This is a genomic window from Pantoea sp. BR_17 (assembly GCF_041955125.1).
Classification (GTDB): Bacteria; Pseudomonadota; Gammaproteobacteria; order Enterobacterales; family Enterobacteriaceae; genus Pantoea; species Pantoea stewartii.
On record NZ_JAVAXT010000005.1, the window covers coordinates 177,688 to 190,927 of the forward strand.

11 protein-coding genes and 1 pseudogene are annotated in these 13,240 nt (G+C 43.6%); 4 read left to right on the plus strand and 8 right to left on the minus strand.

Annotated features, from left to right (window positions below):
* Positions 1–10 precede the first annotated feature (10 nt).
* From RAC60_RS10415 to RAC60_RS10430, 4 genes are read left to right on the plus strand one after another with little or no spacing between them, the layout of a single operon-like run.
* Positions 11–550 (plus strand): host cell division inhibitor Icd-like protein, encoded by a 540-nt coding sequence (locus RAC60_RS10415; protein ID WP_375093571.1) that lies wholly within the window; start codon positions 11–13, stop codon positions 548–550.
* Positions 547–771, plus strand: a complete 225-nt coding sequence (locus RAC60_RS10420) for a hypothetical protein (protein ID WP_028723020.1) — start codon at positions 547–549, stop codon at positions 769–771. Before RAC60_RS10415 ends, RAC60_RS10420 begins: the two co-directional genes overlap by 4 nt.
* On the plus strand, positions 768–1,091 hold the full coding sequence (locus RAC60_RS10425; protein ID WP_375093573.1) for a DUF5375 domain-containing protein: 324 nt from the start codon (positions 768–770) through the stop codon (positions 1,089–1,091). The genes RAC60_RS10420 and RAC60_RS10425 overlap by 4 nt, the downstream gene beginning before the upstream one ends.
* Positions 1,092–1,102: 11 nt before the next feature.
* Positions 1,103–3,427, plus strand: coding sequence for a phage/plasmid primase, P4 family (locus RAC60_RS10430; RefSeq protein WP_375093575.1), 2,325 nt, complete (start codon positions 1,103–1,105; stop codon positions 3,425–3,427).
* Between the two features lie 132 nt (positions 3,428–3,559).
* On the opposite strand, the pseudogene RAC60_RS10435 reads toward RAC60_RS10430, so the two are convergent.
* The 8 genes and pseudogenes from RAC60_RS10435 to RAC60_RS10470 form a co-directional block, all read right to left on the minus strand.
* Positions 3,560–4,719: pseudogene (locus tag RAC60_RS10435) on the minus strand (IS30 family transposase).
* Between the two features lie 531 nt (positions 4,720–5,250).
* Positions 5,251–5,928 (minus strand): HAD family acid phosphatase, encoded by a 678-nt coding sequence (locus RAC60_RS10440; protein WP_375093577.1) that lies wholly within the window; start codon positions 5,926–5,928, stop codon positions 5,251–5,253.
* A 78-nt stretch (positions 5,929–6,006) separates the two neighbouring features.
* The gene (locus RAC60_RS10445; RefSeq protein WP_375093579.1) at positions 6,007–8,664 is read right to left on the minus strand and encodes a hypothetical protein; all 2,658 of its coding nucleotides are present in this window, start codon (positions 8,662–8,664) and stop codon (positions 6,007–6,009) included.
* A gap of 50 nt (positions 8,665–8,714) precedes the next feature.
* Complete coding sequence (locus RAC60_RS10450) at positions 8,715–9,755, minus strand: phosphotransferase (protein WP_375093581.1); 1,041 nt, start codon at positions 9,753–9,755, stop codon at positions 8,715–8,717.
* A gap of 16 nt (positions 9,756–9,771) precedes the next feature.
* Positions 9,772–10,551: a hypothetical protein gene (locus RAC60_RS10455; protein WP_375093583.1), complete on the minus strand. Its 780-nt coding sequence runs from the start codon at positions 10,549–10,551 to the stop codon at positions 9,772–9,774.
* A 5-nt stretch (positions 10,552–10,556) separates the two neighbouring features.
* Positions 10,557–11,432, minus strand: coding sequence for a hypothetical protein (locus RAC60_RS10460; protein WP_375093585.1), 876 nt, complete (start codon positions 11,430–11,432; stop codon positions 10,557–10,559).
* Positions 11,419–12,135 (minus strand): HAD family hydrolase, encoded by a 717-nt coding sequence (locus tag RAC60_RS10465; protein WP_375093586.1) that lies wholly within the window; start codon positions 12,133–12,135, stop codon positions 11,419–11,421. Before RAC60_RS10465 ends, RAC60_RS10460 begins: the two co-directional genes overlap by 14 nt.
* Complete coding sequence (locus RAC60_RS10470; protein WP_375093588.1) at positions 12,132–13,220, minus strand: hypothetical protein; 1,089 nt, start codon at positions 13,218–13,220, stop codon at positions 12,132–12,134. Before RAC60_RS10470 ends, RAC60_RS10465 begins: the two co-directional genes overlap by 4 nt.
* Positions 13,221–13,240: the final 20 nt, after the last annotated feature.

The window sequence follows — 13,240 nt, forward strand, 5'->3', positions numbered from 1 at the left end:
ACCGTCCGTCATGCTGCATTTCTTCGCTTTCCCCGGCTTGCGCGCCGGGGGCCTTCCCTGGTACAGTGTTTCTGCTGTCGCAAAATCGACAGCCGGGATTGGCGTCCTGAATACAACGTTGGCGACACCAGACGCGCCTTGCGTCTTTTTTTGTGTCTGTGCTCTGATGCACCCATTTTTCGGGCGACGGTCCTGTATCCGTTGTGCCGTCCGTGTAATGGTGGCTCAGGCGGGGGCTTCTCACGAAGCGCCGGTTTCCAATGTTGCCGGTTACGCCAACCCCGTCTGGGCTACCACCAGTGAAATTGGCGTTTCCGGTGGTAGCTGTATGCTACTAACATTGGAGACTGCCCTTATGGCTACCGTCCTTAATTCCCCGCATTCAGAATTTGTCTTTGTGTTTGCCGCCGTGCGCCGCTGTGAGCGTCACGCCCGCGTGCAGATGCTTCGTACCACCGCCGCCACCGGACGTGCCGCCCGCCAGCTGCTGGCCCGCGGCTGTGTTCTGGTCTTTGCCGCCCGCCTGCCGGTTGCGGAGGTGCGCCCGTGAACCACGCCACCATTACCCTTGACGACCTCGCCCGCCTGGAGCACCTGCGCAACGCCGGACGTCTGGCCTGCGACGCGGCGGCCCTGCGCGACTGCTGCACCCCGCCGGAGCCTGCCGACAGCGAACAGCTGGCCTCGCTGCTGTTTCTCATCACCGGCCAGCTGGATGATGTGGTGACCCGCTGCCGCGACGGCTGGATGAACGGGGAGGTGAGCGCATGAACGCACGCACCCTGCCCCCTGAGCTGCGCGCCGCGCTGTCACGCCGCGCGGTGGCCTGCGCCTGGCTTACCCTGTGCCGTGAGCAAAAGCGACATTCCGGCCTGACGCTGGCCCGCCTGGAGCGCGCCATTGAGACCGAACTGGAGGGCTTCTACCTGCGCCAGCACGGCCGGGCGCGCGGGCTGGAGATTGCCTGCGCGCTGCTCGACGACCTGCTGACCGCCGGGCCGCTGAAGGCCGCCCCGTGCCTGAGCTTTTTAGGGCAGGTGGTGATGGACGAACTCTGCGGGCGCATCCACGACGCGCCGCCGCTGCACTGAGGGAAAACACAATGAAAATGACCGTATCAGACGCGGCCAGCGCCGCGCGGGGCCAGTGGCCCCGCATCCTGCCCGCGCTGGGCGTGAAGGTGGTGAAGAACCGGCACACGGCGTGCCCGGTGTGCGGCGGCAAAGACCGCTTTCGCTTTGACGATAAAGAGGGGCGCGGCACGTGGTTCTGTAACCAGTGCGGGGCCGGTGACGGCATGGACCTGGTGCAGAAGGCGCTGGGCGTCAGCCTGACCGGGGCCGCCGCACGCGTGAACGACCTCACCGGCAGCCTGCCGCCGGTGACTGAAGCCGCACCGGCTGAGCCGGACGACGAGGCCGCCCGCACGGCCGCCGCCGCGCTGGCGCAGCAGCTGGTGAGCAGCGCGAAAGCGGTCACCGGCAACGCCTACCTGTCACGCAAGGGGCTGCCCGAACATTCCTGCCTGACGCTCACGAAGCCGCATAAGGTGGCGCTCGCCAATTACCGCCCCGGCGACCTGGTGGTACCGCTGCACGACGCGGACGGCGCGCTGGTTAACGTCCAGCTGATTAACGCCGCCGGTGACAAGCGCACGCTTAAAGGCGGCCAGGTGAAAGGCGCCTGCCACGTTCTGAGCGGTAAGGGCACCCCGAAACGCATCTGGCTCACCGAGGGCTACGCCACCGGGCTGACCGTGCACGCGCTGACCGGTGACGCGGTGTGGATTGCGCTGTCGTCCGTTAACCTCCTTTCCCTGGCCGGCCTCGTCCGTGAACAGCACCCGTCGCTGCCGCTGGTGATTGCCGCCGACCGCGACCTGAACGGCGACGGCCAGCGTAAGGCCCGGCACGCCGCCGCAGCCTGCAACGCAACGGTGGCCCTGCCGCCGGTGTTCGGCGACTGGAACGACGCCTTTACCGCGCACGGTGAGGACGCCACCCGGCAGGCGCTGCGGGAAGCCTCCGCACCGCCCGCCGCCAGCCCGTTCGGCACCATGAGCGAGGCCGAGTTTACGGCCATGAGCGCCAGCGAGAAGGCGGAGCGCGTCGCGGAGCACTACGGGCGCAATCTGGCCGTGGACGCCAGCGGCGAAATCCTCTGCCGCTATGAGGCCGGGGCGTGGAAGGTGATTTCCGGCAATCAGTTCGGGCGCGACGTGGCGAAGCTTTTCCAGCGCCTGCGCGCCCCGTTCTCGGCGGGCAAGGTGGCGGGCGTGGTGGACACGCTGAAGCTGATGCTGCCCCAGCAGGCCGCGCCGCAGCGACAGCTCATTGGCTTCCGCAACGGGGTGCTCGACACCCGCAGCGGCACCTTCAGCCCGCACCGGCGTGAGAACTGGCTGCGCACGGTCAGCGACGTGGACTACACCCGCCCGGTGGCGGGCGAAACGCTGGAGCGCCACGCGCCGCACTTCTGGCAGTGGCTCGACCGCGCCGCCGGGCGCAGTGCAGAGAAGCGGGACGTGATTCTGGCCGCGCTGTTCATGGTGCTGGCGAACCGCTACGACTGGCAGCTGTTTCTGGAGGTCACCGGCCCCGGCGGCAGCGGCAAGAGCATCATGGCGGAAATCGCCACCATGCTGGCAGGAACGGATAACGCCGTGTCGGCCACCATCGAGACGCTGGAGTCGTCGCGCGAGCGCGCCTCGGTCATCGGCTTTTCGCTCATCCGCCTGCCCGACCAGGAGAAGTGGAGCGGCGACGGCGCGGGCATCAAGGCGATTACCGGCGGCGATGCGGTGTCCGTTGACCCGAAGTACCGTGACGCCTACTCCACGCACATCCCGGCGGTGATACTGGCCGTGAACAACAACCCCATGCGCTTCACCGACCGCAGCGGGGGCGTGTCGCGCCGCCGGGTTATCCTGCACTTCGCGGAAATCATCCCGGCAGACGAGCGCGACCCGCAGCTGAAAGAGAAGATACAGGCGGAGCTGGCCGTCATCGTGCGCCAGCTGATGCAGCGCTTCAGCAACCCGCAGGACGCCCGGGCGCTGCTTCAGCAGCAGCAGAACTCCGGCGAGGCCATGCGCATCAAGCGCGACGCCGACCCGATGGTGGACTTCTGCGGCTACCTCTTTGCCACCGCCGAGCCGAACGGCCTGCACATGGGTAACGCCGGCATCCGGCCCCTGCAGCCGAAACGCTACCTCTATCACGCCTATCTGGCGTACATGGAGGCCAACGGCTACCGCAACCCGCTCAGCATGAAGACCTTCAGCCAGGCGCTGGAGAGCATCCTGCGCGAGTACGGCAGGAGCTACCTGAAGCGGCGCACGAAAACAGGCGTGCAGACCAATCTCGGCCTGACGGACGAAAGCAGCGCTGACTGGCTGCCGAAGTGCGACGACGTGAACGCAGCATGAAAACCTGAGCCGGCAAAAGCCGGTTTTTTTTACGTCCGCCTGTCATCTGTGGTGAACGATGTGCTAAGACACTCTCTGTTCACCATGAGGTAAACGACTGATAAAAATGTTAGTCTGCTATGTGCTGTGAGTTCAACTGATAGATGCAACACATTGGTTAAAACTCTCTGCGGGTGATTCATAGTTTAGCGTTTTTCTTGGCCTCTAGTTGAGCTGCCTGGCAACACTGTCTAGTCTTTGCTGGCTGTGAACCGATAAGTCAGTTCCTTTTGGAAAATACTGCCTAAGTAATCTGTTTGTATTTTCATTGGACCTGCGTTACCAGGGGATTGAGGATCGCAGAAGTAAACTTGGATATCTGTGGCTACAGTAAACCGGGTGTGGTTGGTCATTTCAGCGCCCCGGTCCCATGTTAATGTTTTATAAAGCTCAGCAGGTAATTCCCGGGCTTGTTTGATGAGTGCAGATATAACCGTTATGGTTTTGTTGTCCCTGATCTTGGCCAGCATAACAAAACGGGAATGACGTTCTACGAGGGTGACGATACAGGAGTTTTTAGAGCCCTGGATCACGTCACCTTCCCAGTGACCGGGTATGGCTCTGTCAGCGGCTTCAGGTGGTCTTTCGCTGATAGAGATCGTATCCCGGATTGCCCCTAATCCTTTCCCTTTAAGCGATGATGTTCTGGATCTACGCACGACTCTTCCGCTTCTGAGGCATTGCTGCAGTTCTTTTTTTAATGCACCCCGGGTTTGTATAAAAAGCGTTTTATATATCGTTTCGTGTGACACATGCATTTCCTGACTATCCGGATAACAGCGTTTCAGCCAACCGGCGATTTGTTCCGGCGACCAGTCCTGATGCATCTTCTCTGCGATGATTTTACACAGTGTGGGTCTTTCAATTAGCTTGCAGGATTTTGGTCTCAGAGCATTTTTCGACGCAGCAGTATCCGCTTTTGATGCACGGTATTGTTTGGCACCACCGTGCCTCCTGATCTCCCGGCTAATCTTTAAGGGGGCTCTCGATAGTTTGTTTGCGATCGCCCTGATGCTGATTTTTGCTTCCAGCGCTCTGGATATTTCCTCTCTTTCATCAAGTGAAAGTGCTAACGGATGCCGCTTTCGGACAGGGGGGCGGTATGCACCAGTCTGGTAGATAGTGGGCATAATAGAAGAATGATATCTGTCGAACATTCTGGCAATATCATGCAGGGAATCACCTTGCTTATATCTGTCCCAGATAATCACCTTCTGCTCTGGTGTGTAGTTAATCTGAGTTCTTCGTTTCATGGCAGCGCCCACCTTGATTAAGGATAGCGTTACATCGACCCGTTGAACTCACAGCTCGTAGCGAACATAGGATTGCAAACAGTCCGCTTAGTGCCAGGAGCGGACTTTTAGCGGTTTTAGAAATTTCTCTGGCGTGACAAAATTTTGTCGACCACTCAAACTATAGGGCAGATTTGTCTAAGGGCGCGGGGTCACTCCATAAATGACTCTGAGGTGTCTGTTAAACCCGTGGCGATTCATTCCTTGGCAGGATACTTTATGCTGGTCACACTCATTCTTTAGGATATAACCGGCTTTGTTGAATAAATAGATATTATGCTGCAAGCCCGCCAAACCACAGAACTCTAAAGATATAAAATCGGTAGGTTACAGTCAGAGTCAGGTAACGCCTGACTTAGTGGTAAGCATCTTCGTCCAAAACAGCTGTGTCAAAACAGCATGATTAAGTATTATTCAACAACGCCAATTCAAACGTTATTTTAAAATCAAATGAAATTGGTTTAAATTCAAATTATGGCACATTGATAAGGGTTAAATATCACTTTTTAATAAAATAGGCTCGCAAAATCTTCCTGGGTGATAATTAGTTGTGTTCTGAGAACTAGGGCTTCTCATAACTCTAACGGCTAAAATATGTTGAAATAAAATACCACCAACATCCTCATCAGAATCACCATAAAAAACATTTATATTAAAATTCTCTATATATGATTTCTTGTCTATTTTCTTTCCATTTAAATGGGTTTTAAATAAAACAAAACTTCTTTCATAAAAAGGGATTTTGAAATAACTGGATATTAACTCACTCAATATTTCATACTCTGTTTCTGGGCGGTTAGTTATAAAAAAAAGCTTATCATTTCGCCTTAGATGATAATCAATAACTGATTGCATAGAAATCTTCTTACGTGAGCTATTTGCTAGCAAGTTATTTACAGCATTCCAAAATTTTGGTTCTTTTTTCCAATTATCATTATTTACAGAAAAAATAGCTTTACCAAGGATAAATGAAGGGGTAGAAAAGAGTAGAGTATCATCCACATCGAAACCAACGTTTACAGGATAAGGGAAACGTTCATTAATTTTATTTTCAAGCTTAAAAGTTGAAATATTAGCAATTGAAGAACAAGGCATTGCAAAGGAGGAGAAAAGAAGAGATAAGCTCAAAAAAAATAAATTAACGAAGTGATATCGATTAAAAAATAACATTTTAAAAAATCCATGATATAGGCTTAGATAATGGGTAACTCATGACATTATTACAACTATCATGAGTTACCAAAAGTGTCAGCATTTAATTCTTAACAAATTTGCAATGTTGGCGATACGTTTTAATGATTTCATCTCAGGAATAGCAGATGTCTTTTTGTTAATAATAAGTGATAAAGAGTGACGTAAAGCATTATGCATTGGGGAGTCAGACAAAACCTCATCATGTAACACCTCGTTGCCTCTTTGAATGATGATATGATGATGATTACGAGGAAGTTGCATTGATGATACAGAGGGGACTGGGTCGAAATATAGAATACCCTTTAAATCACCCATGCTTAAAATGACTTTCCTTTCTCGATCATCACTGTCCCTCCTAAACTTGTGCCATAAAGGAGATGACGGTGTTAGCTTACTATCATAATTTTCTGAGTTGAAAGTTCTTAAAACGTCTGATGAAAGATGTATATCGCATGAATTACCAGCATATTTCAATGAGATTTTTTCAGATAAAGAGGATATGAAAAGAGATTCATTATAAATTACAGTGTAATTATTGGGTGAAATGTCAGCATTAAGGTATTCATCAAAATCATCTTTTAATATTTCACTAAGAACTGATAACATATGTAACCATTCATATCCTAAAACACCATAAGAACGGTCAATGAAACGTCCCTTATCAATATCTTTACTTCGATCCTTGTCAAAAACTATCTCTATCTTTTCAAAACTTAACTCTTTATTGTAACACCGAATGCAATCAATAAAGTAGTTGATTACATTGGTATGTTTATATTGATCTACAATTTGTATATTGGCATGTGGATATTCTGATAAAAGAACTTCAAAATCAGATATCTCGTTTGCTTGACAAGCTGGTTTTTCTAAAATAATTGATGCATCCGGTCTTAATTTTAGAATTTTTTGTACAGAACTTAGATGATCAGCTGTTGGTGTACAAATAGACCAAACATTTGTAGAGTTAATGACATCAATCGGCAGTTGTTCTATTTTAGTAAGCTGCAATGTACCAGGAAGATCTTGATATTTATTATCAATAATGTTTATTTTTGCACCTTCATCTGCTAAAAGTCTCGCATGCAATCTACCTTGAATACCATAGCCAATTATTACAGCGCTGAATCTATGCTGCCGAGGTTTTACCGCAGCATTAACCAAATAACGCTCATAATACAAATCATATAGTTCAGATTCTCTAATAATATTATCCACAATAGATAATTGCAGTCCTTTAACTAAAGTAGTGTCATTAGAGAATATATATTTAACCACTTCCAAAGCACCAGCGCGATAAGCATCATAACCTTCATTTGGAATACTATCCTCATTAAATATATTCATAGAGCGCCCGTCTCCAAGAACAGTTACGCTTCGCTGTGGAGAAATATGAAAACGTTTACCGATTGAAGGTATTATATCTACTTCGAATGAGAAATGATGAGTAGTTAACATACTAAAATCTTTAGTTGCAAAAGGTGCAAGGAAAACATCGTTTGGCAGTAATGGTAAATCTGTGGGTTTGAGTGCTATATCACCTGTTGTTCCTGCTATCATAAACGGTTTAACTTGAGACAAGGCATCTTCAAGACATCTAAATGTTGAGAAACCTAACTCAGCGGCTTGAATTAGTCGGACTATATCCGTTTCAACTATGTGGACTTGACATCCTAATGATCTTAATGCATGTGAAAGCTTTTCTCCTAATGCCCCAAATCCTAATACGATTAGATGTTTACCAATTATTTTATAACCAGGAAGAATAGAACGTATACGTCTTAAGCAGGAATCAGCAATTTCAGGATATCCTAAACTTTGCTTCAATTCTGATTTTGCCAAATTAAATACTGGAATATCAAGGTTTTTAACGGAAGATATTCTTTTCAATCCAGAAATAGTTAACTCCAAAACGGCATCGGGTTTCAACTCGCAGTCCTCTCCCCCATAACCACAGGCGATTATACCTCCATCATCTATAACTAGGACTTTAAGTGAATTAGAGTGGGCAGCACTAATGAAACTATCAATTTCATCTCTAGCATTATTTAACAGTTCATAATGTGTATGTGGAGCATCAATAGTAGTATTATCAAATAGAGCAGTCTTTATGCCTAATGATTTAAATGTAGAAGTTATTCTATGCCTATTGATAGTTTTATCTCCTTTGTCAAAGGCGTAAATCCACTTTGGATCAATGCCAATACGAAGAAGAGATAGGATAAAACCTAATGAATGTTCCAGGAAGTGGTCTCGAAAAATTACTGCCCAGTTTGCTGATTGAGGATGAAGTTCAGAAGAAAGTTTATTAAGAATTGGCATGGATTCATTTATTCTTTTTAACTCAGCATTTGAATGCTGGTTTAAAAATATATTCAATTCGTTGATGAATTCAAAGTAACTGTCAGGGATTTCATTTAACCCGGAATTGTGAGTAATTAATATTTCCAGATATGATTGTGGTTCAGTTAAAAAACTTTGCGAACTAGAAGGTTGAGGGTTACCTTTACTCCAATGTATGAATAAACAATCAGATTTATTATCCCCACGATATAAACTAACAAGTCGTTCACTGCGGTTAGTTAATGAAAGATTAAATTCAACGGCAAGTGATTCTAATTTTGATATTAGAGAATCTTCATTAACTGGACCACCCAAAACGCACCAGTTATTTTTAGATTCTATATTTTTAGCAATAACTAATTCATGAGACATTGTAAAACCCTTTGTATGAAAATGAGTGAACAGAAAAGGAGTCGTATAAACTAGATGCTTCTAAGCATGGTTTCAATATTATCAATATTAGATAAGAGTTTGCGAACTGAGAAATGCCTAAGAACCCAAAAATCATCTAGGTCGGACTGTATTAATCCTGGATTTAAGTAATGTTGCTTCACACCATACAAACTTTTAAGCAATTGTATTAGAGCAACATGTCCACAATATATATAATCATCACTTAATAAATTGGGGTTATTAGCTTTATAACTTCTAACTATCACTTCGGCAATGTCAATCCAATCACTCCGGTTGAATATTACAGAAGGATGAAAGGCGATTCGTCCTAATTCATAAGCAATAAAGAATGGCTCAGGATTTCGGAAATCGAGAATTGCTTTAAGGTGATCATCTTCAAAAAGCATATTAACAAAAGTATAGTCACCATGAATAACCTGCGTGGTTAATTTAGGTAGTTGAGTTATAAGATTATATAATTCATCTAATTGAATTTTCCTTTCATTAAGACTAAAGAGACTTTGCTCATCAAAGAGTTCTCCATTACCATTTTTTATTTTCTTCCCAATTATTCTTATCAAATTATCAATTTCATTTGTGACGGAGTCTTTTCTAATCGACAGCCATTTTTCAGCTTTATAGGACGGATTAGAAGAAAGCGGGTGCTTACTAAAATGATTATGCATTTTACCTAAGGTTGCACCTACAATCCGATATTGTGTAAAACTCGCATTATTATCTAATACGTTTCCTTCAACCCAACTCCATAGAGAGAAGGGATATGATGAAGAAGAATCAATTAACTCATTATGAATGTTATGAATGCATAAAGACACTGGTATTTTATACGTTCCGGCTAATGAAGAAAGTTCAATAGCGCTTTCTTCTTTTTTTAAATCAGCATGGCTAGAATATTGCTTAACAAAAAAATCACCTTTATTAGTTTTAATATTATAATTAAAGGTTCCTTGACCAAGATTTAATCTATACCAAGAAAAGACATCATCTATTCGATAATTTTTTTTGATTACTTCGACTATAATTTTAAAATCACCGTTTTGGGAATACACTTTTTCCTCCTTAAAATCAGAAATAATTGATGAGAGAGTTCATTGCTTTATGATATGCAAGAAAAGCAGATCTCGACGAACGATCCATGCCTGTCCATTCAAAAGCAATCTCGACCTCGGATTTAAATTTGAAAAAAGCATTAATGAGGGTGAAAACCAAATGATGGCCGGTATCATCAACACCAAAACCATTATCTGAAATATGAATAATGTTCACTTTATCTATAAAAATCAATATACTCTCTTTTACTTTCAAATAGCCATGAATTTTACATGCCTCATGAACTTGCCCACTATCTAATAATATATACACATTGTTTTCATTACATATCTTATTAATAATTTCTGCACTTTGTGGTGTGAACCAATAAGGATTATGTAATTCAATAGTGAATTTAATACGACTACTCATTAATGGAATTTTAACATTAATGGGAGGTGCATCAATGATTTCGGTTGCAAGAAATCGAAGAGATGAAGCACTTAGAAGATGAGCTATTTCTAGATAAGAATTTAACTCACTATTTATAGCATGAAAACTAATGTTTACGTCAAAAAAATCAGACAAACTAAAATCTGAAGTCAGCATCGTGACTTTAGGGCCTCTCTTACAAATATCTATGAATAAAGAAAGATCAGCCTTAGATAACGATAATAAATTATAACCTTTTGCACCGCCGCGAAGATGTAAAAATGGGATGCCTTCAATCTTTATTTTATCTATAAGCTCTGATATCGGAGTAAGACCTAATCCAATACTGTAAAAACCCATATTTATAGGGATATATTTATCCATGTCAATTACCACTTAAAAATAATAAATGGATATTTTCGAGGGTAACGACAAAGATTGTGATAAACCTCTCTTGCTTCATATCCAGGCATATATATGGTTAAACTCTTTAATAGTTCACTGTCAACAGAATTAGTAATCCACTTAACTATAAATCTGAATATTCTTAAATATAATGATGGTGGAGGGATAAGCTCATGGAAACCATACATTTTTATACCCCGCCGATGTATACTCAATGCATCCACATACATACCTTTGCAAGGAGTGCCAATTATAGCTATTACCCCCTCATCCTTAACATATTTTACTGATTCATCAGGTTGGCCTTTACAATCGAATACTACATCAAAAGAGTTAAAAACTTGATCGTTTAGCTTTTGGCACTGGGGAAAAAAGGAATACAAAGTTTTGTAGAGCTCAGGTTGAACAAAGATATTATTTATTTCTAAACGTACTGCTTCAAAAAATGCACCTACTGATACAGGTCCTGAACCTAATATAAGAAGGTTAGTATTTCTTTCAAAAGTCATTTTCATATTTTTTATATTTACTGCAGTGATGAGCTGAAATCTTGCTGCCGCAATATAGTACAGAGGAATGTCTTTTGGGAACTTTAATACCCTTGCATCGTTTATGGCCTCCTCGTTACTAGAGCCGTGTGGTGAAGGTACAAGAAAAAAATGCTTAGTATCAGTAGACACGATATTCATGTATCCGGCAAAAATATCACTGCATGTTTTACTCATTCTCAGTTGTCTGAGTTCAGTACCTATGCTAACTATACTTGCCACAGGTTGTAAAGATTTAGTCGCGCAAGGCCCATTAATAGAAACAAAAACAGAGCCTTTCGAAAATTTTATTAACCCTTCATATTTCTTCATAAGAATATCCTACTAAGTATTTATCAAGCTCAGCAATGTTATCTATAGTGTCACAGAAAGGATTATTATTCTGGTCAACAAGAACTGCATTCATTCCAAACTTCTTAGGTCCTATAACATCTCTTTCATAAGAATTGCCAACAAAGATAGTTTCTGAGCATTTGAATTCAGCATCATGAATTTTAGAAATAACAGCAGAATAAAAATCATCATGTGGTTTTCCTTTACCAATATCAGTGGAAATTACATCTGATTGAAAATAATTATAAACTCCTGCGTCCATCAGCGTTTTCCTTCTCTGAATCGCAGGCCTCCGGGTATTGCATGCTAAAAAAATTATAAAACCTGAGTTATAAAGTCGTTGAAGAAGTTCTCTGGTTGAGTTCGAAATATCACCATCAGGGTAATGGTTCCATAAATAGCTCTCGAACTCTATTAAATGTGAAAGCATTATATTCGAATCGTGACATGCTCGATAAATCTTACTCGCCCATGAAGTAGGGGTTCCTGTTTCTTTATACTCCTGTTCGGCCATAATGTGCGAGCAATGCAAATTAGCTATGAAAGTAGAACTGAAATCTGTCTTGTAAAACACCTTAAGTAAAAAAATTATATCCGTTACACTAGGTGAATATGCTTGCTCAGCAAGAGTTCCGCCAAAATCGAAAACTATACATCTTATACCATTTCGTTGTCTTCTCATAAGCTCAAACTCTCAGTAATATCATCTAAAGAAGTTAAAATGTCATATGGTAAGGTAATATCTGAATGTTGATATGAGATATCGAACTTTTTTTCAATATCATTTTTTATGTTGTGATTTTGATAAATATCGAAAAAATCAATCAAGAATCTGATGTCTTCTCCCTTAGCTTTAATGTTAGAGATATTATTCTCTGAACACCATTTTTTATTAATTTTTAATCTATCGCCAACTCTAATGTTGGCTATATACAAGGGACCAACATGGTAACCTAATGTAGTAATATCGAGAATATTGTTCAGTTCGTCAATATCAAAAGCAAATCTCTCTCCACGCGGATGTCCATTACTAGGTAAAACATTTCTTCGAAGTTTACTTTTTATTTCCTGAGTTTTTTTTGACCCAAAGCATAATTCTAAAGTTTTAGACCTAATGCCAATTCTTCTTGGCCACCCTAGAATAATCCAATCGTTCTTTTCTTGTGATTGTCTAATGAAAATCATGTCATCAGAAATAAATTTAGCTTTCTTATATAGTGACATTAAAAACGAGAGGGTTGATTTACCGCTTCCTCTCGATCCATTGCAGACAATTATATTACCGTCATGAATAAAAGCACTGGCATGGATTGGGACCCATCCTTCTGAAAGTAACTTCGCGCTAAAGATATTTTTAATAATCCTTATGGGCCATTTGCACTCCCCTTGTTTAGTGCTTAACTTAATGGTATTCAGGTTGTTATTTATTTCTAATAATGCTCTCTCATTGGTAGATTCATCATGTAGCCAAGCCTTAAATGAACATGCGTCCCTGTGTTCTACATACCATGGGAAAGGATCGTGTAATCCAGAACGATAAACTCCAACAAAATTAGAATCATCTGGCCAAATACTTGCCACATCTAAATGTTCAATGTTTATCGTTTTACCATTTATATTATATCCTTTTTTTATGATAAAAGGAGATGGAATCTGCTCTACAATTTTGCTGATGCAACCTGAGCTGGCAACCACATTCAAATTAAATATAGCGAGGCCAAATACGCTGATTGTTATGTTTTTATCATTGTATATTTCTAAACCCATAATGAACCCCCAAAAAACAA

Excerpts from the sequence above, each read along its gene's own strand:
- RAC60_RS10470 (WP_375093588.1), bottom strand. The coding sequence starts at position 13,220 with ATGGGTTTAGAAATATACAATGATAAAAACATAACAATCAGCGTATTT.
- RAC60_RS10425 (WP_375093573.1), top strand. The coding sequence starts at position 768 with ATGAACGCACGCACCCTGCCCCCTGAGCTGCGCGCCGCGCTGTCACGC.
- RAC60_RS10440 (WP_375093577.1), bottom strand. The coding sequence starts at position 5,928 with ATGTTATTTTTTAATCGATATCACTTCGTTAATTTATTTTTTTTGAGC.
- RAC60_RS10455 (WP_375093583.1), bottom strand. The coding sequence starts at position 10,551 with ATGGATAAATATATCCCTATAAATATGGGTTTTTACAGTATTGGATTA.
- RAC60_RS10430 (WP_375093575.1), top strand. The coding sequence starts at position 1,103 with ATGAAAATGACCGTATCAGACGCGGCCAGCGCCGCGCGGGGCCAGTGG.
- RAC60_RS10415 (WP_375093571.1), top strand. The coding sequence starts at position 11 with ATGCTGCATTTCTTCGCTTTCCCCGGCTTGCGCGCCGGGGGCCTTCCC.
- RAC60_RS10465 (WP_375093586.1), bottom strand. The coding sequence starts at position 12,135 with ATGAGAAGACAACGAAATGGTATAAGATGTATAGTTTTCGATTTTGGC.
- RAC60_RS10445 (WP_375093579.1), bottom strand. The coding sequence starts at position 8,664 with ATGTCTCATGAATTAGTTATTGCTAAAAATATAGAATCTAAAAATAAC.
- RAC60_RS10460 (WP_375093585.1), bottom strand. The coding sequence starts at position 11,432 with ATGAAGAAATATGAAGGGTTAATAAAATTTTCGAAAGGCTCTGTTTTT.